Source organism: Bradyrhizobium sp. 186, assembly GCF_023101685.1.
GTDB lineage: Bacteria > Pseudomonadota > Alphaproteobacteria > Rhizobiales > Xanthobacteraceae > Bradyrhizobium.
On sequence record NZ_CP082164.1, the window covers coordinates 3,146,389 to 3,171,703 of the forward strand.

General features: G+C 63.5%; 29 protein-coding genes. 11 read left to right on the top strand and 18 right to left on the bottom strand.

What is annotated here, in order from left to right; genetic code table 11:
- Positions 1–24: 24 nt before the first annotated feature.
- The 4 genes from IVB18_RS14925 to IVB18_RS14940 are packed head-to-tail and all read right to left on the bottom strand — an operon-like array spanning position 25 to position 1,971.
- Complete coding sequence (locus tag IVB18_RS14925; protein WP_247989805.1) at positions 25–717, bottom strand: MIP/aquaporin family protein; 693 nt, start codon at positions 715–717, stop codon at positions 25–27.
- Positions 717–1,127, bottom strand: coding sequence for an arsenate reductase (glutaredoxin) (arsC, locus tag IVB18_RS14930; RefSeq protein ID WP_247991645.1), 411 nt, complete (start codon positions 1,125–1,127; stop codon positions 717–719). The genes IVB18_RS14925 and arsC overlap by 1 nt, the downstream gene beginning before the upstream one ends.
- Positions 1,128–1,138: 11 nt before the next feature.
- Positions 1,139–1,615 carry an ArsI/CadI family heavy metal resistance metalloenzyme gene (locus IVB18_RS14935; RefSeq protein ID WP_247989806.1) on the bottom strand — a complete coding sequence of 159 codons (477 nt, stop codon included), beginning with the start codon at positions 1,613–1,615 and terminating at the stop codon, positions 1,139–1,141.
- 11 nt (positions 1,616–1,626) lie between these two features.
- Positions 1,627–1,971 (bottom strand): helix-turn-helix domain-containing protein, encoded by a 345-nt coding sequence (locus tag IVB18_RS14940; RefSeq protein WP_247989807.1) that lies wholly within the window; start codon positions 1,969–1,971, stop codon positions 1,627–1,629.
- 242 nt (positions 1,972–2,213) lie between these two features.
- Here IVB18_RS14940 and IVB18_RS14945 point away from each other — a divergent pair, with 242 nt between their 5' ends.
- From IVB18_RS14945 to IVB18_RS14965, 5 genes are all read left to right on the top strand, one after another.
- A complete protein-coding gene (locus IVB18_RS14945) occupies positions 2,214–3,065 on the top strand; it encodes a 3-hydroxybutyryl-CoA dehydrogenase (RefSeq protein WP_247989808.1) in 852 nt (283 codons plus the stop codon).
- 155 nt (positions 3,066–3,220) lie between these two features.
- A complete protein-coding gene (locus IVB18_RS14950; RefSeq protein WP_247989809.1) occupies positions 3,221–3,685 on the top strand; it encodes a group III truncated hemoglobin in 465 nt (154 codons plus the stop codon).
- Between the two features lie 263 nt (positions 3,686–3,948).
- Positions 3,949–4,608, top strand: coding sequence for a Rieske 2Fe-2S domain-containing protein (locus IVB18_RS14955; RefSeq protein WP_247989810.1), 660 nt, complete (start codon positions 3,949–3,951; stop codon positions 4,606–4,608).
- 118 nt (positions 4,609–4,726) lie between these two features.
- Positions 4,727–6,454 (top strand): methanol/ethanol family PQQ-dependent dehydrogenase, encoded by a 1,728-nt coding sequence (locus IVB18_RS14960; RefSeq protein WP_247989811.1) that lies wholly within the window; start codon positions 4,727–4,729, stop codon positions 6,452–6,454.
- Positions 6,455–6,657: 203 nt separating this feature from the next.
- Complete coding sequence (locus IVB18_RS14965; protein WP_247989812.1) at positions 6,658–6,825, top strand: hypothetical protein; 168 nt, start codon at positions 6,658–6,660, stop codon at positions 6,823–6,825.
- Between the two features lie 120 nt (positions 6,826–6,945).
- Here the strand turns inward: IVB18_RS14965 and IVB18_RS14970 are convergent, their stop codons facing one another.
- From IVB18_RS14970 to xoxF5, 6 genes are all read right to left on the bottom strand, one after another.
- Positions 6,946–9,258, bottom strand: coding sequence for a molybdopterin cofactor-binding domain-containing protein (locus tag IVB18_RS14970; RefSeq protein WP_247989813.1), 2,313 nt, complete (start codon positions 9,256–9,258; stop codon positions 6,946–6,948).
- Position 9,259: 1 nt separating this feature from the next.
- Positions 9,260–9,712, bottom strand: coding sequence for a (2Fe-2S)-binding protein (locus tag IVB18_RS14975; protein WP_247989814.1), 453 nt, complete (start codon positions 9,710–9,712; stop codon positions 9,260–9,262).
- Positions 9,713–10,363: 651 nt separating this feature from the next.
- Positions 10,364–10,927 (bottom strand): S-(hydroxymethyl)glutathione synthase, encoded by a 564-nt coding sequence (gene gfa, locus IVB18_RS14980; RefSeq protein WP_247989815.1) that lies wholly within the window; start codon positions 10,925–10,927, stop codon positions 10,364–10,366.
- A 31-nt stretch (positions 10,928–10,958) separates the two neighbouring features.
- On the bottom strand, positions 10,959–12,068 hold the full coding sequence (locus IVB18_RS14985; RefSeq protein ID WP_247989816.1) for an S-(hydroxymethyl)glutathione dehydrogenase/class III alcohol dehydrogenase: 1,110 nt from the start codon (positions 12,066–12,068) through the stop codon (positions 10,959–10,961).
- Between the two features lie 62 nt (positions 12,069–12,130).
- Entirely contained in the window at positions 12,131–12,622 is a 492-nt protein-coding gene (locus IVB18_RS14990; protein ID WP_247991646.1) for a c-type cytochrome, methanol metabolism-related, read from the bottom strand.
- A gap of 109 nt (positions 12,623–12,731) precedes the next feature.
- A complete protein-coding gene (gene xoxF5 / locus IVB18_RS14995; protein WP_247989817.1) occupies positions 12,732–14,540 on the bottom strand; it encodes a lanthanide-dependent methanol dehydrogenase XoxF5 in 1,809 nt (602 codons plus the stop codon).
- Positions 14,541–15,055: 515 nt separating this feature from the next.
- Here xoxF5 and IVB18_RS15000 point away from each other — a divergent pair.
- Complete coding sequence (locus IVB18_RS15000) at positions 15,056–16,024, top strand: helix-turn-helix domain-containing protein (protein ID WP_247989818.1); 969 nt, start codon at positions 15,056–15,058, stop codon at positions 16,022–16,024.
- Positions 16,025–16,207: 183 nt separating this feature from the next.
- On the opposite strand, the gene IVB18_RS15005 is transcribed toward IVB18_RS15000, so the two are convergent.
- The 6 genes from IVB18_RS15005 to IVB18_RS15030 form a co-directional block, all read right to left on the bottom strand.
- Positions 16,208–16,633 carry a hypothetical protein gene (locus tag IVB18_RS15005; RefSeq protein ID WP_247989819.1) on the bottom strand — a complete coding sequence of 142 codons (426 nt, stop codon included), beginning with the start codon at positions 16,631–16,633 and terminating at the stop codon, positions 16,208–16,210.
- Between the two features lie 142 nt (positions 16,634–16,775).
- Positions 16,776–17,765: a tripartite tricarboxylate transporter substrate binding protein gene (locus IVB18_RS15010; protein ID WP_247989820.1), complete on the bottom strand. Its 990-nt coding sequence runs from the start codon at positions 17,763–17,765 to the stop codon at positions 16,776–16,778.
- Positions 17,766–17,875: 110 nt separating this feature from the next.
- Positions 17,876–18,283 carry an FUSC family protein gene (locus IVB18_RS15015; RefSeq protein ID WP_346732667.1) on the bottom strand — a complete coding sequence of 136 codons (408 nt, stop codon included), beginning with the start codon at positions 18,281–18,283 and terminating at the stop codon, positions 17,876–17,878.
- Positions 18,222–19,151, bottom strand: coding sequence for a transporter substrate-binding domain-containing protein (locus tag IVB18_RS15020; RefSeq protein WP_247989821.1), 930 nt, complete (start codon positions 19,149–19,151; stop codon positions 18,222–18,224). The genes IVB18_RS15015 and IVB18_RS15020 overlap by 62 nt, the downstream gene beginning before the upstream one ends.
- On the bottom strand, positions 19,148–19,504 hold the full coding sequence (locus IVB18_RS15025) for a cytochrome c (protein WP_247989822.1): 357 nt from the start codon (positions 19,502–19,504) through the stop codon (positions 19,148–19,150). The genes IVB18_RS15020 and IVB18_RS15025 overlap by 4 nt, the downstream gene beginning before the upstream one ends.
- A 9-nt stretch (positions 19,505–19,513) precedes the next feature.
- Complete coding sequence (locus IVB18_RS15030) at positions 19,514–21,178, bottom strand: methanol/ethanol family PQQ-dependent dehydrogenase (RefSeq protein WP_247989823.1); 1,665 nt, start codon at positions 21,176–21,178, stop codon at positions 19,514–19,516.
- Positions 21,179–21,508: 330 nt separating this feature from the next.
- Here IVB18_RS15030 and IVB18_RS15035 point away from each other — a divergent pair, with 330 nt between their 5' ends.
- The 5 genes from IVB18_RS15035 to IVB18_RS15055 all read left to right on the top strand — a co-directional run bounded on the left by IVB18_RS15035 (position 21,509) and on the right by IVB18_RS15055 (position 24,103).
- Positions 21,509–21,901 (top strand): calcium-binding protein, encoded by a 393-nt coding sequence (locus tag IVB18_RS15035; protein ID WP_247989824.1) that lies wholly within the window; start codon positions 21,509–21,511, stop codon positions 21,899–21,901.
- Between the two features lie 127 nt (positions 21,902–22,028).
- The gene (locus IVB18_RS15040; RefSeq protein WP_247989825.1) at positions 22,029–22,352 is read left to right on the top strand and encodes a hypothetical protein; all 324 of its coding nucleotides are present in this window, start codon (positions 22,029–22,031) and stop codon (positions 22,350–22,352) included.
- A 229-nt stretch (positions 22,353–22,581) separates the two neighbouring features.
- Positions 22,582–22,662, top strand: a complete 81-nt coding sequence (gene pqqA, locus IVB18_RS15045; protein ID WP_008562446.1) for a pyrroloquinoline quinone precursor peptide PqqA — start codon at positions 22,582–22,584, stop codon at positions 22,660–22,662.
- A gap of 243 nt (positions 22,663–22,905) precedes the next feature.
- Positions 22,906–23,775 carry a hypothetical protein gene (locus tag IVB18_RS15050; RefSeq protein ID WP_247989826.1) on the top strand — a complete coding sequence of 290 codons (870 nt, stop codon included), beginning with the start codon at positions 22,906–22,908 and terminating at the stop codon, positions 23,773–23,775.
- 118 nt (positions 23,776–23,893) lie between these two features.
- The gene (locus IVB18_RS15055; protein WP_247989827.1) at positions 23,894–24,103 is read left to right on the top strand and encodes a hypothetical protein; all 210 of its coding nucleotides are present in this window, start codon (positions 23,894–23,896) and stop codon (positions 24,101–24,103) included.
- A 10-nt stretch (positions 24,104–24,113) separates the two neighbouring features.
- Here the strand turns inward: IVB18_RS15055 and IVB18_RS15060 are convergent, their stop codons facing one another.
- Together IVB18_RS15060 and IVB18_RS15065 are read right to left on the bottom strand one after the other, a co-directional pair.
- Positions 24,114–24,461 (bottom strand): hypothetical protein, encoded by a 348-nt coding sequence (locus tag IVB18_RS15060; protein WP_247989828.1) that lies wholly within the window; start codon positions 24,459–24,461, stop codon positions 24,114–24,116.
- A gap of 26 nt (positions 24,462–24,487) precedes the next feature.
- Positions 24,488–25,282: a pentapeptide repeat-containing protein gene (locus tag IVB18_RS15065; protein WP_247989829.1), complete on the bottom strand. Its 795-nt coding sequence runs from the start codon at positions 25,280–25,282 to the stop codon at positions 24,488–24,490.
- Between the last annotated feature and the right edge of the window lie 33 nt (positions 25,283–25,315).

The window sequence follows — 25,315 nt, forward strand, 5'->3', positions numbered from 1 at the left end:
AGGGCGCACGGCGTGATGCCGGCTTCAGGACGCCAGCGGCGGGGCACCTTGCTTCACGGAGGGGCCGCCCCAAAGCCACCGTGCGAGCGGAATGGCAAGGATGGCCCCGGCAATTTGAGCGGCGATGAACGCCGGTACGCCCTGCGGGGCGATGCCTGCGAACGTGTCGGACAGCGATCGGGCGATGGTGACCGCCGGATTGGCAAATGACGTCGATGCCGTGAACCAGTACGCCGACGTGATGTAGAGGCCGACGGCGTAGGGAACGGAGCCGGGTGCTCGCGACGCGACGCCGAAGATCGCCATGAGCAGACCGAAGGTCGCTACCGCCTCGGCGAGCCATTGTCCGGCTCCGGTGCGGTCCGCCAGCGAAAGCTGCAGGACGGGGAGTTCGAACATCAGGTGTGCGATCCAGACGCCGGCGATCGCGCCCGCGATCTGTACGGCAATGTAGATCGCGGCGTCCGTCCACGCCGTTTCGCCGCGCAAGGCGAGTGCCAGCGTCACCGCTGGATTGAAATGGGCGCCCGATACGGGAGCAAACATCAGGATCAGCACGACGAGGATGGCGCCGGTGGCGATCGTGTTGCACAGCAGCGCCAGCGCGACGTTTCCGCCCGAGAGCGTTTGGGCCATGATCCCGGAGCCGACGACCGCGGCGAGCAGGAATGCCGTCCCGAGCCATTCCGCGAAGGCGCGTTGCGCGAGGCTTGGCATCAGGTGCTGCGATCCAGGCGGACGCGCTCGCCGTCTTCCTTGACGAACTCGCCGTGCTGCGCCGGCAGAAGATCCAGCACCAGTTCGGAGGGGCGGCAAAGTCTCACGCCTTTCGGCGTGACCACGATCGGCCTGTTGATCAGAATTGGATGCGCCATCATCGCATCGAGCAGCTGATCGTCGGTCAGCGCCGCGTTGCCGAGCCCGAGCTCCGCATAGGGCGTGCCCTTCTCGCGAAGAAGTTCGCGGACCGAGAGCCCCATACGCGCGACGAGCTGCCGCAACAGCGTCCGCGACGGCGGCGTCTTCAGATACTCGATCACGTGCGGCTCGATGCCGGCGTTGCGGATCATGGCGAGCGTGTTGCGCGACGTGCCGCAGTCGGGATTGTGGTAGATGATCGCATCCATGGGGAAGACCTTCAGCAGCAGGCTTGCGATGGCTTCGCCGCCTGCGGCGCGCAACAAGCCGACTGCTTCTCTTGCTTTTCATGGGCGACCCGAGCACCGTTCTCGCCGCTGCCGTCGCCATAGTCGGTGCTCTCGCCCTTGGTGTGGAAGGTTTCCCAGGCGATGCCGGCCGGATCGTCGATCCAGGATTTTTCCGACTTCGCATAGCAGCAGGTCGTCTGCCCCTGTTCGATGACGTTGCCGCCAGCCTGGCGCAGCCGCGCGTAGACCTCCTGGAGCTCATCGCCGGTCTCGACCTGGATGCCGAGATGATCGAGGCCGGGCGCCCGCCCGCGCGTCGAAATCGCGAAATTCACGCGGGGGTCTTCGAGCATCCATTTGGCGTAGTCGGATTTCACGACCGCGGGCTCGCTTGCGAACAAGGCCGAGTAGAACCCGATGGAGTGGGGAAGATCATCGACCGATACGTGAACATGCAAACGCTTCATGGTCTGTCCTTTCAGGCGGGCACTTTGCTGCGTTTTCGCGCGGATTTGGAGGCCGTGGCGGGAGCGCATGAAGCGCCGCCACAACAATTTTCGGTCAAGAAGCCGACGAGCGCGTTCATGGTCTCGAACCGCGCCGCATAGATCATCGAGCGACCCTCGCGCCGGACGGTGGCAAGGCCGGCCGTCCGCAGCCGGTCGAAGTGAAACGTCAGCGTGTTGGGGGCGAGATCCAGCGCCTCGGCGACCGCACCGGCGCTCATGCCGTCGCGCCCGGCCTGGACCAGCATGCGGAAGACGTCGAGACGGTTGTCCTGGGCGAGCGCGGCGAGCGCTGCAACAGCGTCTGTCTTTTCCATAATTCAACGAATATCGAAATAATGGCCGCATGTCAATCGAGAGACGAAATCGGCCAAACAGGCCGCGAGAACGCCATTGTGCCCTTTCGCGACGGAACGGCGGCTTTATTCCCGCGATGGATGCTTTAAGGAAGGGGCAGGATCAGGTCGCACCCGCCCGGCGGCGGTGGTAGGTCCTGATACAGGAACAAGGGCCTAGCCGGTGCTGGCACGGGCCGCAGGATGAGAAGGATATGAAGCAAATGATCCAAACCGTTGGCATCATCGGGGCAGGGACTATGGGGAACGGCATCGCGCAGATCAGCGCCGCGGCCGGTCTTTCGGTCGTGATGGTCGACATCTCCGATGCGGCGGTGAGCCGCGGCGTCGCCACCGTCGGCGGCAGCCTCGAGCGGCTGGTCAAGAAGGAGAAGATGTCGGCGGCGGATCGCGAGGCGACGCTGAAACGCATCACCGGCACGACCGATCGGGCGAAGCTTGCCGATTGCGACCTGGTCATCGAGGCCGCGACCGAAAACGAGGAGCTCAAGGTCAAGATCCTGAAAGATCTCTGCGCCTCGCTATCGCCGCGCACGCTGGTTGCGACCAACACCTCGTCGATCTCGATCACGAAGCTCGCCGCCGCGACCGATCGTCCCGACCGTTTCATCGGCATGCACTTCTTCAATCCGGTGCCGGTGATGGCGCTGCTCGAGCTCATCCGCGGCTTGCAGACCTCCGACGACACCCACGCCAAGGCGCTCGACTTCGCCAAGCGCGTCGGCAAGGTGGCGATCACGGCCAAGAACAGTCCGGGCTTCGCCGTCAACCGTATCCTCTGCCCGATGATCAACGAAGCAATCTTCGCGCTACAGGAGGGGATCGCATCGGCTGAGGAGATCGATGCGGGCATGAAGCTTGGTTGCAACCATCCGATCGGGCCGCTGGCGCTCGCCGATCTCGTCGGGCTCGACACCATGCTTTCGGTCATGGAGGTCTTTTATAAGGGCTTCAACGACCCCAAATATCGTCCGGCCCCCTTGCTCAAGGAAATGGTCGATGCCGGCCATCTCGGCCGCAAGACCGGGCAGGGCTTTTACACCTACGGCGCCTGACGATGGCGCAGGCGGCGGGGCGTTCGGCGCTCCCGCCGCCTGGTCCCGCAAATTTGCGCTGCGACCAAATTTGCGCTGCGACAAAGACGACGCGCGCGATTGGCCCGACAATGTTGCACGGGCGGCTGCGGGAACAACAAACGGATAAAAAGAATATGTCGGATCGACTGAAGGCCGAGCGGGAAGCTGCGGCCGGGCGGCGGAACCTGCTGGTCCAGGACGCCATCGAACGTACCGGGATTACCGAAGAGATGATCGGGGAACTCGTCACCCGCTTCTATGGCCGCGTGCGCGAGGATGCGTTGCTGGGCCCGGTGTTTGCGAAAGTGCAGGATTGGGACGAGCACCTCGCCAAACTCAAAGGCTTCTGGTCCTCGGTCGTGCTGATGACCGGCCGCTATCACGGTTCGCCGATGCGGGCGCATCTTCCGCTCACCCTGATCGGTCATCATTTCGATCGCTGGCTCGATCTGTTCGAGCAGACCGCGCGCGAGGTCTGTCCGCCGGCGGCGGCTCCGCTGTTCATCGACAAGGCACGGCGCATCGCCGACAGTTTTGAAATGGCATCGGCAACCGTGGCAGGCCGCATCGCCTCGCCGCGTCACGTGCTCCGATCTTGAAATACCAGATGCCTGCCTGAGAAACGCGCAGCCGTTGATGTCCGTTGACATCGCGGCCCACGTTGGCGCGTTGCACCAATTCCCACATCATCGGTCTGATCTGCAAAATCGTCATGCCGATCGCGCGGCGAGACGTTGCAATTGAAAATTGCGCCTGAATGCACCGATTTGCATTCAATCAATGCGAGCAAAGCCACAATGATGCACTGCGGCGCAAATTCTCTGCCTTCTTTTCGGCAGAGTTCCAGCGCCTGCTAGCATGCATGCCGAGTTCATCGTCAAACATCATCACGTCATCTCCGTCATCCGAAAGTGCTGCGGAACCTGAAGCCGGCGCGTGTGCGGAGCAAACGCGGCGGACGCTCCTGCTCGGTGCGCTCGCCACAACCGCCTGCCTCGGTTGTTCCGCGCAAGCGCGCGCGGGTGAAGATCCGCCGGGCTCCGACGAGCGGCCCAAAAAGGGTGACCTGCTCGTCTTCTCCGAAGGCGATCAAGAAGGAAAGGTCGTCACCGCTGCGGATGTGCCGCCAGGCTCGCCGCCGGTACATGCCTGGCCGAAGGATCCCAAGACTTCAGTGGTGCGCAGTGCCTCGCGGCTCAACGAGATCCTGATCATCCGGCTCGATCCCGCCGAGCTCGATGAGCAGACGCGCGCGCGCGCCATCGACGGCATCATCGCCTATTCGGCGATCTGTTCCCATGCCGGCTGTCCCGTCACCGCCTGGGTCAAGAGCGATGTCGGCGACAAGGAGGTGTTCAAATGCATGTGCCACAACTCCGAATACGATCCCCGCGCGGGCGCGCAGGTGGTGTTCGGGCCGGCGCCGCGGCGGCTCGCCGCGCTGCCGCTGACGCTCGCTGACGGCTCGCTCAGCGTCGCCGGCAACTTCGTCGGAAAGGTAGGTGGCGCGCAGCCAGGATGATGGACGGTGCGGGTTGTGCCCGCGTCACGAGAGGCCGCATCCGCTAACGCGCGGGTGACGAGAACAACGACAAGAATTCACCAAACGAATTCAAAACGGATGAAAAAGGGGAACGTCCATGACCAGGAAGCAATGGTTACTGTCCGGCTTCGTCGCCTTCACCTGCCTCGCCTCCACCGCCGCCGTCGCGGGCCCGATCGAGAACTACTCTCCGGTCACCGCGCAGCGCCTGGAGAATCCAGAGCCAAGCAACTGGATGCTCTATCGGCGCACCTATGACGGGCAGGGCTACAGCCCGCTCGACCAGATCAACTCCTCGAACGTGAAAAATCTCACGCCGGTGTGGACCTTCGCCACCGGCGTGGTCGAGGGCCATGAGGCACCGCCGATCGTCAACAACGGCGTGATGTTCGTGGCAACGCCGATGGGGCAGGTGATCGCGGTGAACGCCAGGACCGGCGACGAGTACTGGCGCTACAAGCGGCAGCTCCCCGATGATCTGTTCCAGCTGCATCCAACCAGCCGCGGCGTTGGCCTCTGGGAGGACAAGCTCTACCTCGCCACCACCGACGACCATGTCGTCGCGCTCGACGCCAAGACCGGCAAGGTGGTGTGGGACACCAAGGTGCAGGACTACAAGAAGGGTCAGTACATGACCCTGATGCCGCTGATCGTCGACGGCAAGGTCATCGTCGGCGGCTCCGGCGGCGAGTTCGGTATACGGGGCTATGTCGCCGCCTATGACGCCAAGGACGGCAAGGAATTGTGGCGGACCTACACCATCCCCGGTGAGGGCGAGCCCGGTCACGACACCTGGCAGGGCGAGGACTGGAAGAACGGCGGCGGCTCGGCCTGGATGACCGGCAATTACGACAAGGAGACCAAGACGATCTACTGGGGTGTCGGCAACGCGGCACCCTGGCCCGGGGAGATGCATCCCGGCGACAATCTCTACACCTCATCGGTGCTCGCGCTCGATCCCAACAACGGCAAGATCAAGACCCATCACCAGTATCACCAGAACGATTCCTGGGACTGGGACGAGGTCGAGGCGCCGATGCTGATCGACCTGCAACGCGACGGGCGCAACATCAAGAGCCTGGTCCATCCGGGCCGCGACGCGATCTTCTGGGTGCTCGAGCGCACGCCGACCAAGATCAACTACGTCGCCGGCTGGCCGTTCGTCTCCACCGATGTCTGGAAGGGCATCGATGCAGAGAGCGGCCGGCCTATCGCCGATCCCGCTCACAAGCCCGTCGTCGGCAAGCGCGTCGAGTTCTGCCCGTCGCTGTGGGGCGGCAAGGACTGGCCGTCGGCGGCCTACAGCCAGAGGACCGGCCTCGTCTACGTGCCCGCCAACGAGAATTTCTGCGGCGGCTTTACCGGCGAGAAGCTCCCGCTCAAGCCGGGCGAGCTCTGGCTCGGCACCAAGCCGGAGGACATCGGCCTGATCGCGAAGCCGGGCGCGGACCATTTTGGCGAGCTTCAGGCCTGGGATCCCACGACAGGAAAGAAGGTGTGGCAGCACAACTTCCCTAAATCGCAGCTGTTCGGCTCCGTCACGGCGACGGCAGGCGATCTCGTCTTCGTCGGCGGCACCAACGACCGTAACTTCCGCGCCTTCAACGCCAAGACCGGCGAGCTATTGTGGGAGCAGAAGACCAACTCCGGCATCATGGGCATGCCGGTGTCCTATGAGATCGACGGCACCCAGTATATCGCGATCCAGTCGGGCTGGGGCGTCGACGCGCAGCGCATCCAGGACGCGCTCGCGACCAACAATATCGGCATCGAATCCAATGTGCCGCAGGGCGGCGCCATCTGGGTGTTCGCACTGAAGAAGTAGCTCCGCGGCGGATCGAAGAAGGCGGAGCGACGAGGGGGCGAGCGAATGCGGCGGACCAAACGTCCGCCGCATTTTGCATGGGCGATCAACCGCCGTTCATTTACCGTGGCGCTCGACCTTGTCCTTCTCCTTCCGGTTCATCTCCCGAACCTTGGGATCCGGGTTGGTCTGTCCGGTGGTCTGGGTGGTTGAAACGGGCTGCGTTGGCGTTGGGAATCGAGTTCTGGTCCGGCGTGGCCGGACGCGTGGCCGTGGCCGGCGGCGTGGTGTTGCTCTGGGCGAACGTGGCCGCGGTAGACAAAGAAAAGGCGCCCGACAGCAGCGAGACTGCGAGCGCCCCTGAGATGTTGGTCATCGATCTGCTCCTGTGAGATCGATGGAAACGGCGCGAGGCCACCTTGTGGTCCCCTTCAGAGCATGATCCGGAAAAGTGTGCAGCGGTTTTCCGAAAAGATCATGCTCCTTACGATAACCTAAGCGCTGATGGCGCTTTAGGCCTCCAATTGCTTGCCGAGCGGAAGGTTGCGGATACGCTTTCCGGTCGCGGCGAAGATGGCGTTCATTAGCGCCGGCGCGAACGGCGGCACGCCGGGCTCGCCGACGCCGCTCGGCGGCGTGTCGGGCCCGGGCGGCACGATGTAGACGTTGGTCACCAGCGGGGATTCGTCCATCCTGATGACCTGGAAGTCGTCAAAGTTCTTCTGCTCCACCTTGCCGTCCTTGAAGCTGATCTCGCCATATTTGGCGAGGCTCAAGCCCATGATTGCCGCGCCCTCGATCTGAGACTCGATGCGCTCGGGGTTGACATAGGTGCCGCAGTCGATCGCGGTGTCGACCCGCGGTACCGTCAGCTTGCCCTTGTCGTCGACGGCCACCTCGACGATGGTCGCGATGTAGCTGACGAAGCTGCGGTGCACGGCGATGCCGAGGCCGTGGCCCTTGGGCACTTGGCGGCCCCATTCGCCCTTCTCTGCGACCAGCTCGACCACCTTGCGCAAGCGTGCGGTGTCGATCGGGTAGCTGTCATAGGGCTCGCCATAGTTCCACATGTCCTTGACCGCAGGCTTGACGATCCGCGGGTTTCCGATCAGTGCGAGCAGCGTCTCCTTCTGGTCGCGGCCGGTCGCATGCGCGATTTCGCCGACCATCGACTGCACTGCAAAAGCGCGTGGGATGTTCGAGACCGAGCGGAACCAGCCGATGCGGGTAAACGCTGCGGCTTCCGGGTTTTCGCAGGAGATGTTGGCGATCTCGAACGGCATGTCGACGAGCCCCATGCCGAGCTCGAAAGGCGCCTGGTGCTTTGCACCCGCGGCGAAGGTCGAGGCGATGCTCGGGGCCACGCTGCGGTGGCGCCAGGCGATCACCTTGCCGCTCTTGTCGAGTCCCGCCTCGATCCGCTCGACCGAGACGGTGTGCAGGAAGTCGTGGCGGACGTCGTCCTCACGCGTCCACTGCACCTTCACCGGCGCGCCGAGCTCTTTCGACAGTAGCGCCGCCTCCAGTGCGAAGTCGCATTTCGACTTGCGGCCGAAACCGCCGCCGAGCAACGTGACGTTGACGGTGACGTTACCCTCGGGAATGCCGAGCGTCTTGGCGACGTCCTCGCGGGTGCCGCCCGGGCTCTGCACCGGTGCCCAGATCTCCGCCTTGTCGCCCTTGACGTCGGCCACTGCGACCGGCGGCTCCATGCTGACATGGGCGAGATGCGGCAGATAATATTCGCCGACGATGATCTTGTCGGCGCCCTTCAGCGCGGCGTCGGCGTCGCCCTCCTTGCGCAGGACGAGGCCGGGCTTGCGCGAGGCCTCCTCGAGCTCCTTGCGGTAGGCGACCGAGTCGTATTTGCCGTTTGCGCCGTCGTCCCACGCCAGCTTCAGCGCGTCGCGGCCCTTGATCGCTGCGCCGGTGTTGCGTGCGATCACGGCGACGCCGCCAAGCGGCTGGAATTTCGACGGCCACGGCCAGCCGCGGACCTGCATCACCTTCTCGACGCCGGAGACCTTCATCGCCTCAGCCGGGTCGAACGAGACCAGCTTGCCGCCGGTCACTGGCGGCCGCGCGATCACCGCGTATTTCATGCCGGGCAGCCGCACGTCGGCGCCGTAACCCGCCTTGCCGGTGGTGATGTCGTGGAGGTCGACGATGCCGATCTGGCCCTTGATCAGATAGCGGAAGTCCTTGGGGGCCTTCAGCTTGAGACCCTCGATGCTCGGCACCGATTCCTTGGCGGCGTCCGCAGCGAGCTCGCCGAAGCCGAGCTTGCGTCCGCTCGCGCTGTGGACGACCTCGTGGTTCACGGCCTTGACCTCGGTCGCCGGCACGCCCCAGCGCTTTGCGGCGGCCTGCTCCAGCATGGTGCGGGCTGAAGCGCCGATCTGGCGCATCGGGATCAGATAGTGCCGCGTGCTGCGCGAGCCGTCGGTGTCCTGGTTGCCGAATTTGACCTCGTCGCCATGGGCCTGCTGTACCTTCACTTTGGACCAGTCGGCTTCCATCTCCTCGGCCACGATCAGCGGCAGGCTGGTACGCACGCCGGTGCCCATCTCGGCACGGTGGGCGAGGATGGTGACGGTGCCGTCGGGCGCGACCGCGACGAAGACGCGCGGATCGACCACGACCCCATGCGGCATCTTGCCGGCGCCGGTTTCATAGGCAAAAGCCTGCCGCGACATCACGGGTGCGGCGAGCACGAATCCGCCGGTGATGCCGAGTCCCTTCAGGATGCTGCGGCGCGAGACCTTCTCGACCTTGACGTTCTTTTCGAAGCCACGGAGCTTGCCGGGATTGTCGATGAAATTCATGTCACACCCCCGTCGATGCGAGATGGACCGCGTTCTCGATGCGCTGGTAGCAGCCGCAGCGGCAGATGTTGCCCGACATCGCCTCGCGAATCTGGTCGTGCGACGGCTTTGGATTGTCCATCAGCAGCGCGGCCGCCTGCATGATCTGGCCGGCCTGGCAGAAGCCGCATTGGGGAACGTTGACCTGACGCCAGGCCTTCTGGACTGGGTGATCCCCGCTCGGATGCAGCCCCTCGATCGTCGTGACCTCGCGCCCGGCGACGTCGTTGATCGACGTGATGCAGGCGCGCACGGCCTCCTTGTCGACGATGACCGTGCAGGCGCCGCATAGCGCCTGGCCACAGCCAAACTTGGTGCCGGTCAGCCCGGCCTCGTCACGCAGGAACCAGAGTAGCGGGAGATCCGGGTCGCCGTCCCAGCTCTGTTCCTGGCCGTTGATCTTCACCTTGATCATGATCGTCCCTCGCTCTTCATAAGCATGTCGATTCAGGATTCGCCGACGTCGGTCGGCGCCGTAGTCCGTGCGTCTCGTTGTCCCGTATCTCGGTCCCGTATCTCGCCACTCGTCCCGCGCGGGCAGATCCCGGCGGAGGGCGATGATGCAAAGCGCGATGTTCGGATGTGCTCGATACCTCCCCTTTTGTTCTTAATTAATTGAACTGCGCGCGGTATCGTGACGCCCCCGATCGTATCAGGGATCGAGGCGGCCCGGCGTTCACAGCCGGGTGTTCTTGACGTGAACAGATTGCATCTGGGGTTTGTCAAAAGCAGGGCGCGCCGAGACGTCGCGTACTTTGCACGACCGCAACGGCGTCCTGACGAAAAAAAGCTTCGTCCGCCAGAGACTGTGCGGACGAAGCAGGATGCCTCAGTCGAGGGAGGGAGAAACGCAGGGCGCGCGCTTCAAAGCGGAAGTTGGCGACACTGCGCAGTCATTCAGAGACCAGGACTGAGGGAGCCGACGATTCTCGCAAGTCCATCAGGAGCGAGGGGCCGGTATCGTCGCCATCATCCGGAAGCCGCGCCCATCCAGCTCGCTGGCGATGTCGGGGCCAGCGAGCGGACGGGGCGAAGGTCTAGCGGCCTTGTCAGGCAGCCTTGATGCTCAAGCGGCCTTGGCTTTCGCCACGTGGGTCGCGATTGCGTCCATCAACGCCGGCGACAGGCAGTCATAGGGCTCGAGCCCGAGCTCCTTGAACCGGGATCGTATTCCCGCCATCTGCTCCGGCTTCACACCCGATTCGATCACCGAGGAGACGAAGGCGGCGAATTGCGGCGCCGCTGAGCCCTGCTCCTGGAACAGTTCGGCGTGGATGAAGTCGAGGCCGTAGAACGGATGGTTCTTGTTCTCGATGCGGCCGTACATGTGCGTGCCGCAGGCCTTGCAGGCGTGGCGCTGGATCACTGCCGAGGCATCGACGATCTGAAGCTTGTCGCCGTTCTCGAGCACGGTGACGTTCTGGCGTGGCACCACGGCCACGACCGAGAAAATCGCGCCCTGCGGTTTCCAGCACTTGGTGCAGCCGCACGCGTGATTGTGGGCGACGTCGCCCTTGATGCCGACCTTGACCTGATGGTCCTTGCATTTGCAGGCCAGCGTGCCGCCGGCAAAACTGCCGCTGCCCTGTTTGATGCCGTTGTCGATCGAGGGGTGGAGTGCAACAGTCATGGGTCGATCCTCCTTGGGTGTGACGGTTAAGCTAGAACACGACGACTGAACGGATGGATTTGCCCTCGTGCATCAGGTCGAAGCCTTTGTTGATGTCTTCGAGCTTGAGCGTGTGGGTGATCATCGGATCGATCTGGATCTTTCCGTTCATGTACCAGTCGACGATCTTCGGCACGTCGGTGCGGCCGCGCGCACCGCCGAAGGCAGTACCGCGCCAGTTGCGTCCCGTGACGAGCTGGAACGGGCGGGTGGCGATCTCCTTGCCGGATTCCGCAACGCCGATGATGATGGAAGTGCCCCAGCCGCGATGGCAGGCTTCCAGCGCCTGGCGCATCACCGTGGTGTTGCCGGTGCAGTCGAAAGTGTAATCGGCGCCGCCGTCGGTGAGGTTGACAAGGTGCGGGACGATGTCGCCGGTGATCTTCTTGGGATTGACGAAATCGGTCATGCCGAACCTGCGCCCCCATTCCTCCTTGGAGTCGTTGATGTCGACGCCGATGATCTTATCGGCGCCGGCCATCTTGGCGCCCTGGATCACGTTGAGCCCGATGCCGCCAAGCCCGAACACGACCACGTTTGAGCCTGGCGTGACCTTGGCGGTATTGACGACGGCACCGACGCCCGTGGTGACGCCGCAGCCGATGTAGCAGCTCTTGTCGAACGGCGCGTCCTCGCGGATCTTCGCCACCGCGATCTCCGGCAGCACCGTGAAGTTCGAGAAGGTCGAGCAGCCCATGTAGTGATAGATCGGCTTGCCCTTGTAGGAGAAGCGGCTGGTGCCGTCGGGCATCACGCCCTTGCCCTGCGTCGCACGGATCGCGGTGCAGAGATTGGTCTTCTGGCTCAGGCAGCTTTTGCACTGCCGGCATTCCGGCGTGTAGAGCGGAATGACGTGGTCGCCCGGCTTCACCGAGGTCACGCCCGCGCCGATCTCGCGGATGATGCCGGCGCCCTCATGTCCCAGGATCGACGGGAAGATTCCCTCGCTGTCGAAGCCGTCGAGCGTGTAGGCGTCGGTATGGCAGATGCCCGTCGCCTTGATTTCGACCAGGACTTCGCCGGCCTTCGGTCCTTCCAGATCGACTTCGACGATCTCGAGCGGTTTTTTCGCCTCGAAGGCGACGGCGGCACGTGTCTTCATCGTAGACTCCTCATATTCTCCTGGAGACGCCAAGAACTAAATCTGGCCGTAACTCCGGACGTTCACTTCTTGCCCATGCAGGAATCTTCCGTTTCCGTATAGGCCTTCGTCTTGTCTTCGTGCTTGCCGGGGCGTGCGCGGCCCCAGGCCTCGTTGGCGCGGGCACGCAGATAGACGTAGAGATCGTCCATGTAGCAGGCGACATTCGGATTGTCGCCGAACGCCGGCATCACGTTCTCCGCGGCGGTGGAGATGTTCTTGCGGCCCGAGGCGACGACGCCGAGAAAATCGGCATAGCTCATGGTCTTGAGCGAGTCCTTCAGCGCCGGTGCGTAGGTGGAGCCCATTCCATCCGGGCCATGGCACACATGGCAGTCTGAGTGATAGCGGCGGTATCCGGAATAGGAGTACCAGTCCACGTTTCCGTCGGCCGAGACCTTGTAGGTCGGGTTGCCCTCCTTATCGACCCATTCGCCGCTTTCGTTCTGCTTGACGGCAGTCGGGTCGCCCGAGCCGTCCGCGACAGCAATTCCTCCAGACGCAACGAAGACCATCGCAGCAATGACAGAGCAGATTTTACGCAAGAGATTTTCCTCGGGGCGTTCGGTGGAGACGAGCCGGCGCGTGGAGCTGATCCACGCGCCGGGACGATACGGGCTGAGGCTAGTTCGCCGGCAGCGAGAACACGGTCAGCGTGCCGCCGAGAGCCGTGTAGTTGCTCAGCGCTGCATAGCCACCGACTGCGCCGAGACCGGCGGTCGGATCGGTCAGGCCTGCCGCCAGACCGATGCCGGCCCAGCCGCCCACGCCGGAGAGCACTGCGACATACTGCTTGCCGCCGTTCTCATAGGTCGTGACGTTGCCGATGATGCCGGAAGGAGTCTTGAACTTGTAGAGCTCCTTGCCGGTCTTGGCGTCGACCGCCTTCAGGTAGCCTTCGAGCGTGCCGTAGAACACCACGCCGCCACCGGTTGCGAGCGCGCCCGACCAGACCGAGAACTGCTCCTTGTTCGACCAGACGATCTTGCCGGTCTTGCCGTCCCAGGCGATGAAATTGCCCATGTGGCTTTCACCCTGCGGGGGATACATCGAGAGCGTCGCACCCACATAAGGCTGGCCCGCGGTGTAGCTCACCTTGAACGGCTCGTAGTCCATGCAGACGTGGTTGGTCGGAACGTAGAACAGCTGCGTGTCCGGCGAGTAGGCCGCCGGCTGCTCGTCCTTGGTGCCGAGCGCGGCCGGGCAGATGCCCTTCACGTTGTGGTCCTCGCCCGCCTTGTCGGTCGAAGCTGCGTCGAGCACCTTCGGACGGCCGTAGGTCGGCGAGCTCTTGTCCATGTCGACGCCGGAGGTCCAGTTCACCTTCGGATCGTACTTCTCGGCGACCAGCAACTCGCCGGTAACGCGATCGAGCGTATAGCCAAGGCCGTTGCGATCGAAATGCGTCAACAGCTTGCGCGGCGCGCCGCCGATCGTTTGATCGCTGAGGATCATCTCGTTGACGCCGTCGTAATCCCATTCGTCATGGGGCGTCATCTGATAGACCCACTTGGCCGCGCCGGTGTCCGGATTGCGCGCCCAGATCGTCATCGACCATTTGTTGTCGCCCGGACGCTGCTTCGGGTTCCAGGTCGAGGGGTTGCCCGATCCGTAGTAGACTAGGTTCAGTTCGGGATCGTAGGAGATCCAGCCCCATGTGGCGCCGCCACCGATCTTCCACTGATCGCCTTGCCAGGTCTTGAGGCTGGAGTCCTTGCCTATCGGCTTGCCGAGCGCGGTGGTCTTCTCGCCGTCGACCAGAAGCTGGTCATCCGGCCCTTCCGAATACCCGCGCCAGGCCAGCTTGCCGGTCTTGATGTCGTAGGCCGACATATGAGCTTGAACGCCGAACTCGCCGCCGGAAATGCCGATCAGCACTTTGTCCTTGACGACCAGCGGCGCCGAAGTGCCGGTCTCGCCCTTGCCGGGATCGCCATTCTTCGCGGTCCATGCAACCTGACCGGTCTTGGCGTCGAGGGCGACGAGGGTCGTGTCGGCCTGATGCAGGAAGATCTTGCCGTCGCCATAGGCGACGCCGCGATTGACGGTGTCGCAGCACATCACCGGAATGACGTTCGGATCCTGCTTGGGTTCATACCTCCAGACGATCTTGTTCTCCTGCGAAAGGTCAATAGCGTAGACCTTGTTCGGGAAAGGCGTGTGCACGTACATGATGTTGCCGACGATCAGCGGTCCGCCTTCGTGGCCGCGCAGCACGCCGGTCGAGAAGGTCCAGGCGACCTGGAGCTTGCCGACATTTTGTGCGTTGATCTGGTTCAGCTTGGAAAAGCGGGTATTGGCATAATCGCCCGCCGGCATCACCCAGTCTTTCGGGTTCTGCGCCATCTTGCTCAGCTCGTCATTGGCTGAAGCGCTGCCGACAGCGAGAGCCGCCGCGGAGCCAAGAAAGGTCGCCAGTAGCACCTTGCGCATAGTCATTCCTCCGTTGATCTCGTTTTATTGTTTCCGAAGCATTGCTTAATCGCCGGGCTTTGCGTCCAGCGTCTGCTCGTGCAGGGCGGTCACGATTGGGACCAGAAACGATGCTGTGCTGTTTCCTCCTCCGGATGAGAGCTACAGGTCCGCGTGCAGGAGCGGCCCGTTCTTATTGTTCCTGCCGTAATTCCTAACGACTTCGCCATCGGGAAACTTGCCCAAGAGAGAAGGCGGTTTGCTCGACAGCGCACGGACGTGAAGTTTTTGATTTTGCAGTAGCGAATTCAGCGGCTTCCACATCGCTTGGCGCCGCACTCAATGGGTCAGGTTCCCCTTGACGGCGGTGCAACTAAGGCGGAGGATTAAGTTTCAAGGGTGGCAATGGAACGATGGCGCACGTTCCAAAAGACCGCCCAAATTTGAGGTAAACGTCACGCAATCATGGCTGAGGGCTCCGGCAGCGCTGGTCGCGATTCGCGTCGAATCTCCGGATCAAGGCAGTGGCTGGATTAATGTCCGACACAATTCACACGCTCTCGACGACCGGAATGACGCCGAAGCGTCAGATCCAGAGCTGGATCGACGGGCTGACGAGCCTGTGTGGACATTTCGACGTCGATCCGCTGGAGGCGTCCTCGCTGGAAGGCCGCATCGACTACACTACCGTTTCGCGCCTCAAGCTCTGCCAGATCGAGGTCAGCCAACATCGCATCGCGCACACGCTGGCGCGCGCGAAGGCCAACGAGCATCCCTACATCAAGATCCACTTCCAGACCTACGGCGTGTCCTATTTCGAGCAGGAGGGCCGCCACATCGAGCTGAACCCGGGCGACATCATCGCCTACGACGTCTCCTGTCCGCATTCGATCATCAGCCCCGCCTTCACGCGCCACGACGTGGTGATCGTGCCGAAGGCGCTGCTGCGCGACCGCGGATTCCCGTCGCAACGGATGCCCGCCTGCAAGCTGTCGTCGCGCACGGGGACGGGGCGGATCGCTCATGATTTCGTCCATGCCACGTTCGACGAAGCGGCAAAGCTGTCGGCGAACAGCGCGGTCGGTGTCGCCGATTCGCTGATCGATCTGCTGCTGTTGCCGCTGCGCGAGGCCGACACGATGCTCGATCGCGTCGGGCCGGAGGCGATGTATGTGCGTGCCCAATTTTTCATCCGCGAGCACCTGCGCGATCCGGATCTGTGCATCGACGAGATTTCCACCGAGCTCGGCTGCTCCAAGCGCTATCTACACATGCTGTTCTCCGAGCGCGGCACCACGGTGAGCGATTACATCTGGCAAGCGCGCCTTCAGAACTGCCGCCAGGAGCTCGAGGCCCACGCCGGCAAGACCATCACCGATGTCGCGTTCTCCTGGGGCTTCTCCAGCTCATCGCATTTCAGCCGGGTGTTCCGGAAATATTTCGGCGTGGTGCCGTCCTCGATCCACAAGGGGCAGCAGGGCGCCGCTGCCGTGGACAAGCACTAAAGCGCGATGAGATTGGGATGAAACGTCATCGCGCTTCAGGTGATGGTTTGAGCATGGTCTCCGCGCAAACGCGTTCCGCGTTTGTCGCGAGAGAAAACTGCTACGCACTTTTCCGGATCACGATCTAGGCGAGAGTCGCGCTGCGGCTCATCATGGATCGCTTGTGGTCGGCGCGCGATTCCCTCACGTCGTTGTGGCAACGTAGGGAATGCTGGCCAAGAGAGCGGCGATCAGGACCGCGTTGCACAGCATTCCGCCCCAATGCAGCCGGCGCAGCCGGTACAGCGCATCGGCATCGCCCGCATCCCTGGCGCTGAGCTGGTCATCCATCTGTCGCATGAACCAGCGGCGTCCCCAGATCGCGAAGGCCGCAATCAGGCCGACGCCTGCCGCGAAAAGCGGATGACCGGCCACGATGAAAGCCATCGCCCCGACGACGCCGGCAACGCTCATCATCCGGAAATGGGCGTTGAACATCCCGCGCAACAGCTGGGTGACAGGCTGGATGTCGAGCTTCACCAGCAGGAAGGCCGGCGAGGCCAGCAAGAAATAGCCCATCGGGAAGAGCAGGATGACCATGGCGGCTACGGCAGCGGCATTAGGTCTCATGCGATCGGCCTTTCTTGTCCGCACCGGTGAGCGTCTTCCAGCGGCGTACAATCATAGCGCGCAAAGGCGTTTCCGACACTAGGCTTTGGTCGGATGCCGGCTGCGAGGGCGGAGCCGGCGTCTTGCGCGATCCCTCGCGGGCTCAGGCCGGCTCCAGGCCAAGAGACCGCGCGCTTTCGAGCCAGATCGGCAGCTCGCGCTGATACAGGGCGTTCGTCTCCTTGAAGCCGAGCGCGGGTTCGAGCACGAATGTGTTGAGAACCTGCTTCACCTTGGAATCGCTGTTGGCGGCCACGCAGAGCTCGGCCAGCCGGTCGACGATCGGCTGCGGCGTCGCCTTCGGTACGGCCCAGCCGGTGAAGCCGCTCACGGTGAAGAATTTTGACGTCGCGCCCTGCTCGGGCAGGGTCTTAATATCAGGGATCGCGGCGACCTTCTTGGAATGCACCGCGAACACGGTGCCACGGTCGCTCTGCAAGACGGATTGCGCTGCCGTGTAGCTGCCCATCGCGGCATCGAGCGTGCCTTCCAGCATTCCCGTCCACATCGGGGCTTCGCCGCGATAGTGGATCGGCTCGATGGCAAGGCCGTACTGCTTATTGAGCTCGTGGATCGTCATATGCGGGGCCGAGCCCGCGCTATAGGTGCCGAAGTTCACCTTGCCGCTCTTGCGCGCGAAGGCGACGAAGTCCTCCAGCGTCTTGATGCCGGTTTTCGGGTTCGCCACCAGCAGCAGCCCCGCGCCCGGAATGACGCTGGCGAGCGTCAAATCCTTGTCCATGTCGTAGCCCGGATTCTTCATCACCACCCGGTTCATGACGTAGGTGGTCGAGATCGAGCACAGCACGGTGTGGCCGTCGGGCTCCGCGCGGGCGACCTCTGCCGTGCCGATCGCGCCCGAGGCGCCGGGCTTGTTTTCGACGACGACGGTCTTTCCCACCTGCTTCGAGATGAATTCGCCGAATGCGCGCGCGAGCAGGTCGGTCTGCCCGCCGGCAGGATAGCTGCAGATCATGCGAATCTGCCGCGACGGCCACGGGCTTTGCGCCGAGGCGCGGCGGGAGAGCAAAGGCATCGCGATGGCGGTGCTGCCGGCGGCGATGAAGTGACGGCGATCGAGTTTTGCGGACATGATTCCCTCCTGAATTTTTGTCGAGGGTACTGCATCATGCGGCGTCCGCCATGGGCGAGAGGCGAGACAGATTGGCGCATTCGAATGACACCGCTGCGCTCATTCGCGCGTCATTCGGGCGATCTGGCTTTCCGCAAGACGCGTAGCCAGACAATCTCCGTCAGCGCCACCGCGATGAGGCCGAACGCGCCACCCGTGATCACGTTGGCCACGCGCTCCTCCGCGATCCCGCTGGCGCCGCCGGCAAAGGACGCGGCCAGAGCAATGAAGAAGCACCGCAAGCCGAAAACGACGATATAGCGGGAGAACGAAATCAGCGTGAGGGTGGCAGCGAGAACCGCGAGCGCATAGCCGATCCGGCTTTCCGGCAGCGCGATGCCGGCGAGGAAGCCGAGCGGGACGCCGACGAACGCTCCGGTGGCCCGCTGCTTCAGCTTGCCGGTCGAGGCCGAGAGATCACCGCTGAATGATCTTCGTCCAGACGTCGCCGAGGATCGCGGGCTCCCGCGGTGGCAGATAAGTCAGCCCCGCCTGCCTGCCGAATTCGGCGATCCTGCCTTCGGCAGCGAGCCCGGTCAGCGCCTTGTTGACGGCGTCGATCAGGGCAGGGTCGCGCGCGAGCCCGACATAACCGCGATTGGCGCCGATCGGATAATAATAGCCGGAGGCGGTGATCGCGGTGTCGGGATGGGCGGCGCGATGGGCGTCGAAGCGGCCGAGGTCGATCAGCGTTGCGTCATAGTCGCCGCGGTTGAGCGCCCCGAGCAGGTCGCCGCGGCCGGGCACGAGATGCGTGATGCCATCGATCAGGCGCCCCTTGTCGAAGGTCATCAGGATGGCATCGCCCAGTGATCCGCTCTCGATCGCGAGGCGAAGGCCGGCAAGATCGCCGATCTCGCCGATCTTGCGGCCGCGCGCCTTTGGCCCGAGCACGACCGTCATCGGCGAATAGACGTAAGGCTGGCTCGGCGCGAGCACGCCGAGCGCGACGCGGCGGCGCCGGTCCTCGCGCGTGGCGCCGGCGAAATCCGGAAGCCGGGCCGTCTTCATGCCCGGGACCACCAGCGAATCCTGCGTCAGCGCGTAGCCGCCGACGAGTGAGCAGCGCCCGTCGGACAATAGCGCATTGGCCTCGAGCTGCGGGCTCGAATCCTCATCCAGCTTGTTCTCGAACCATTGGATGGCCACCGGCCGTCCCATCCGCTCCGCGATCGCCTCGGCCAGCAGCACGTCGAAACCGGAGTCCGGCTTGCCACGGTGGTGCACCGAGAGCGGCGGCCGATCCTCGTCGAGACAAATTCTCAGCGGATCGTCGGCGGCGTGAGCGACCGTTGCCGCCGCTACGAGGATCGCGGCAATGCTCCATGCCACGCGCCAGCCCTTCATGGCTTCCTCCGGCTCGAGATGAAGGCCCAGAGATCCCCGATCTCGTCGTCGCTGAGAATGTCAGCCCAGGGCGGCATCTTGTTGTTCTTGCCGTTCTTCACCGTGGTGATGAAGCGTGTCCTGTCGTCGGGAAATGCGCGCAAGTCCGGCGTGATGGTGCCGGAATTCATCATGTTGGGGCCGTGGCAGTGCGAGCATTTTGAGGCATAGGTCGACTTGCCGTGGTCGATCTGCACTTGCACGGGATTGCCATCGGATTCGTTGGCGGCACGAACGGTCGCCGCAAGCGCGACCGTCAGCACCGCGACGGCGGCGAGAACCGCCGCCGTCTTGTGAGACACCTCTCTCAGCACGTCTTGCCGTTACTGCTTGACCGCAAAGACCCACAGCGAGCCGCCGGGCGGCACCTTCGCCAGCCGCTCGTCGCCGGAGAACAGCGAGTAGACGCCGCCATAGCCGCTCGTCACGGCGACATACTGCACGCCGTCCTGCTGCCAGGTCACCGGTTGCCCCTCGATGCCGGAGCCGGTCTGGAACTGCCAGAGCTTCTTGCCGGTGTCGGCGTCGAAGGCCTCGAACTCGCCCGTCAGTGCGCCCGAGAACACGACGCCGCCCGCGGTCGACAGCACGCCGGAGAAGCGCGGGATGTCGCTTGGTGCTTCCCACTTCGCCTTGCCCGTCATGGGATCGATCGCTTTCAGATGACCGCGCGGACCGTCACCCCATTCCCAGAGATCGGTGAGGTCCATGCCGAGATACCATTCACCCTGCTTGAAGGTGACGGGCTCGGTCTTGTACCTGCCACCGAAGGCGAGCGTGTTGGCGTAGGCCAGCCCGGTCTGCGGATTGAACGACATCGGCTCCCAGTTCTTGCCGCCGAGGATCGACGGATAGACCGTGACCTTCTTGCCCTCGCGCGCGTCCTTGCTGACGTCGGTCTCAACGGGGCGTCCGGTCTTCATGTCGACGCCGGTTGCCCAATTGACCTTCACGTAAGGATTGGCCGCGAGCAGCTTGCCGTTGGTGCGATCGAGCACGTAGAAGAAGCCGTTGCGGTTGGCATCCATCAGCACCTTGGTCGGCTTGCCCTCGACATTCATGTCGGCGAGCACCATTTCGGCGACGGAATCGTAGTCGAACGGATTGTTCGGCGAGAACTGGTAGTGCCACTTGATCTTGCCGGTCTTGGGATCCATCGCCAGCACGGAGCAGGTGTAGAGATTGTCGCCGGGACGCACCGCCGAATTGAACGGGCCGGGATTGCCGATGCCCCAATAGACCGTGTTCAGCTCGGGATCATAAGAACCCGTGATCCAGGTCGAACCGCCGCCGAGCTTCCAGGTGTCGCCCTTCCAGGTTTCGCCGCCGGGCTCGTCCGGCGAGGGGATCGAATGGGTGCGCCAGAGATGCTTGCCCGTTGCCGGATCCCAGCCGTCGATGAAGCCGCGGGTGCCGAACTCGGCGCCGGAGATACCAGTGATGACCACGCCGTCGGCGACCAGCGGCGCCACCGTCATCGAATAGCCTTCCTTGATGTCGGCGGCCTTCTGCCGCCATAGCTCCTTGCCGTCCTTGACATCGAGCGCGATCACGTTGGCGTCGAGCGTGGTACGGAATAGCTTGCCGTCATAGAGCGCCGCACCGCGATTGATAATGCCACAGCAGACGATGCGCGGCGTCTCGGCCGGATATTCGATCTTGCTCTTCCAGATCTGCTTGCCGGTCTTGGCGTCGACCGCCATGGTCGCGTTGTGAGAGGTCACGTAGATCACGCCCTGGTAGACCAACGGCTGCGATTCCTCGCTGCGATCGTCGTTGAAGCTGTAATTCCAGACCGGGACGAGATTCTTGACGGTGTCCTTGTTGATCTGGTTCAGCGTCGAGAAGCGCTGGAGATTGTAGCCCATCCCGTAGTTGAGAACGTTCGATGTATCGGTCGCCCCCTTGACCAGTTGCTCGGTGGTCTGGGCGTTTGCACACGTCGATGCAAGCATGACGAGGCTCGCGGCCATCGCAAAGCGTTTCATCCGTTCCTCCCAATATGCGCGCCTCTTGACGCTGCGATTGCAACAGTCGGTCGGAAAGCAAAACGCGTCAATACGAAAGTCGTAAGCGCCGTGCCGATATGTTGGACGCCAGATGCAAGTTACCTTACAGAAACCTTACGGCTATCGATTGTTGGCTTGCGCGGAGGCGCTGGCGAAATTCCGCGGCGTGAAGCGCCGGGCTCACGTGGTCGGGTTCCGAAAGTTGTAGAGCGCGCCGGTTGCAATTCCAGACTTGAACCGGCGGCCGCTTGGGGACTTATGTTATCTCGGTCCCGCTCGAATCGGGAAGCACTGTTACGGGAGGTTTTGATGATATCGCGTCGCTCTGTTGCGCTTGCGTTGACGGTTGCACTGCTGTCCGGTCCGGCCTGGTCGGCCTCCGGCAACGCCGTCAAGATGTTCGATACCGACAACGACGGCACGCTCGATCTTGCCGAGGTGAAGAAGGCTGCGGCCGCGCTGTTCGCAAAGCTCGATTCCGATCACGACGGCACGCTCGACACGCGCGAATTGCGCGGACGGCTGACGGCGAAGGAGCTCGCTGCGGCCGATCCCGATCGCGACGGGACGCTCACGCTGGATGAATATCTGTCGGTGGTGGAGCAGCGCTTCAACGCGGCCAATCCGGACAAGGACGGAACGCTGGATGCGAAGGAATTGAACTCGCGCGCCGGCCGCAGCCTGCTGCGGCTGCTGCGATGAGTGCCCGTCACCCGGACCGGGCGTAATTCCGTCTGGAAGTTCGGAACCTCGAGCTGCCCGGCCTGTTCTTTCCGCAAGGTCCCGCTCGGCGCCGGGGTAGCGCGGCGGGAGAAGAGGAGTGATGCAGATGAACACGAAACGATCCGTTCTCGCTGCGTGCGCGATCCTGACACTGAGCGCCGGTGTCGCCATCGCGGGTCCCTGCAACACCGGCAGCGCCAGCACCGATAAGGATGCTGGTTCCGGTCCCGTCACCGTCGGCGCGGCGCAGTCGCAGAGTTCGACGAGTGAGACCAGCCAGCATCCGCCGACCAGCACGATGAATCGTGCAAGCGGCGAAGCAGCAGCGTCGTCTGAAGATGCGCAGCGGCAGATGCAGGGCCAGCCGACCGCGGCTGAGCGGGCGGAAGGCGCGAAGTCCAGTCCGCAAGTGGCCGACAAGGACTGTTAAGACTGCCGTTTAAGACCGCCGTTGCCCGCGAGTCGAAAAGGGGCGGCGGTGCATCGCACAAGGTGCGGCTTTTGCCCGAGAGTGAACATCTCTTGTCCGAGAGAGAAGTGTCGGCGTGGAGAATCGCGGCAGATGTATTCCGTCCTCGAATCCAGACTTGCGCTGCACCTGACGCAGCCCTAGGTTTTGGTCGGCGCGATGTCGCGCTCAATCCCTTGGGAGACCCCGAATGGCTTGGAAAGCTCCGAAGATCGTGGAAGTGCCGGTCGGCATGGAAATCAACATGTACGCCTGCGCTTCGCGCAAGTAGGACTACCTGACGACCTGCCGCGGCTTCGAAGGCAAACGCCGTCGAAGCCGCGGCAGTGTTCGGGTCGCTTTCGCTCGACATCGACTTGGGCCGTCGCTTTGGCGTCGATGCAAAGTCTCACACTTGATCGGGCTCGCGCACTCTTCCTCCAAAATCTCACCCGTGCTCGTTCCTCAGTATGTTACGCTGACGCTGGTCAGCGCTGCTGCCGCATCACAGCGGCGCGCGCCTTCGGGAAACGGGATGCGCGTCGCAGCTTTGAGATTTTGGACGGCGGTTGCGTGCAGCGTCGCGCTTGCACCGGCGCGCGCCGAAGCGGAAGAGGGCTTTGATACCGAGCACATCTTCGGGTTCATGATCGGCACCGATATCGGCAATCCCGGCGAGCGTGAACTCCAGAGCCAGACGACGGGCCGGTTCGGCAAGGGCGGTGGAACCTATCGCGCGCTGTCGCAGGAGGTCGAGATCGAGGTTGTGCCGCTGCCGAACTTCCGCGTTGAGGTCGGTGGCACCGCCACGCTGCACGACATCACCGGCGTCCCCGATATAGACGACCGCCGCCAGCTCAACTTCCAGGGCGCCTCGCTCGACCTGCGTTATCGCCTGCTCGATCGCGAGCGCGCGCCGTTCGGGCTGACCGTTGCCGTCGAGCTCCACGGCGACCGCATCGACGAGACCAGCGGCGCGAAAGGGCGGATGTACGGCACCGACTTCACGCTCGCCTTCGATCGCGAACTCATTCCGAACTTCGCCATCGGCGCGCTCAACCTGATCTATCAGCCGGAATGGGCGCGCTTCGAGATGGCGGGGCTGTCCGAGAAGAGCTCCACGATCGGCGCCGCCTTTGCCGGCCTGATGCGCGTCCGCCCAAACATGCTGCTCGGTGGTGAAGTGCGCTACTTCCGGCGGTATGAAGGCATTGGTCTTGGCGAGTTCGCGGGCCAGGCTCTGTTCGTTGGTCCCACCGCCTATTTCCAGCTCTCCGAGCGTTCCCGTCTCACCTTGAGCTGGAGCATGCAGGCCTGGGGACGTCCGGCCGGATCAGCCGCCAATCTCGACCTCGTCAATTTCGAGCGCCACCAGGCTCGTCTGGTGTTCGGGGTGAATTTCTAGGACACTGAGGCGAACGCCCGGTGCCCAGCCCTTTTCTCACGCCGGATTGAAACTTCCCGCTCCTTGGAGCGTAGCCTTTTGTGCTAAACTTTGATCGCCCTTGCGCGAGGATCCCGGCATGAATCCGATAGATCTTGTGTTGACAGTGTGCGCGCTACTCTCGCCTGCGACCTGCGAGGAGCAGCATCTGGTGTTTTCCTATGCGGGATCGCCGACGCAATGCGCGATGGCCGCGCCGCCCTACATCGCGCAGTGGATCGGCGACCATCCGAAGTGGCAGGCGGTGCGCTGGCGCTGCGAATATCCGCACCCGAACGACAAGGCGTGACGCGCCCGCGTTACTTGGTGCAGTCCTTCAGATCCTTGTCGGCGATCGAGAACACCGCGTCCGCCCTGATCTCGATGTCGCGGACGATGCATTGCCGCGCATTGGGATAGCTGACCTTGGCGTCGTAGCGGCCGGGCTCGACGCCGGTGATAGGCAGCCGCTCGTCGTGGTCGACCTCCTTGTCCTTGTCGTTCAAGGTCTGGTTCGCACCCCAGTCGGTTTTGCCGGCCGGTGAGAGCTGGAAGCCGGAAATCGTCTCCGTCGTCAGATTCCAGAGCCGGATGCCTTTGCCCTTGCTTTGCGCGGCGGCTTCGCCGGCAAACGCCAGCAACGCGATCAACACCAGACCCCAACGCATCAAATCGTCCTCCCAAGGCGACGCCGCTATTGCCTGATCAGGCGCTCGCGGTTCTTTGCCTTGTCGAAATTTTTGGCGCGGTCAAGGCCGATCGGTGCAATCAGCCTGGCGGAGGTGAGATCGGCGCCCTCGAAATCGGTGTCGATGACGGTCGCCCCGGTCAGGTCGGCGCCGCCGAGCTGGGCGTTCCGGAGCGACGCACCGGTCAGGTCGGCTCCCCTGAGGGAGGCAAACTCGAGATCGACGCGCGACAGGTCGGCGTTGCGCGCGTTCAACCGTTCCAGATTGGCCGATCGCAGCACGGCGCGCATCAACCCCATCGACTGGTTGCGCATGTCGGCGCCGAGATGCGCATCGGCGATCGAGGCGCCGACCAGGCTCGCGCCGCTGAGATCGGCTGCGATGCGCGCGCCGGTCAGATCAGCGCCGTCGAGGTGAGCGCGCGCCATCTGAGCGGCGAACAGGTTGGCGCCCTTCAGGCTCGCGCCCGTGAGATCCGCGTCGAGAAGCCACGCCTGATCGAGGATCGCTCGATCAAGACGGGCGCCGCCGAGTTTTGTCTTGTTGAGCCGTGCCGTGCGAAGCACCGCCCTGGAAAGATCGAGCCCCGAGAGATCGAGCCCCGACAAGCGCGTGCCGGTGAAGTCGGCGGGCGCGCCGGCGCTCGCTTTGGCCAGTACGGCCTCGACCTCCTGCCGGCTCATTTCAGCAGAGACCATGGCTGGCGAGGTGAGGTCGACGTCACGCATCATGTCCTGGGCGCTCGCCATGGTCGCGACGAGCGCGAAGCCAAGCGTCGTCAGAGCAACGGTTCGTCTCATCGTCAGGCTCCGCTGCCGGCCTGTTTAGCACAC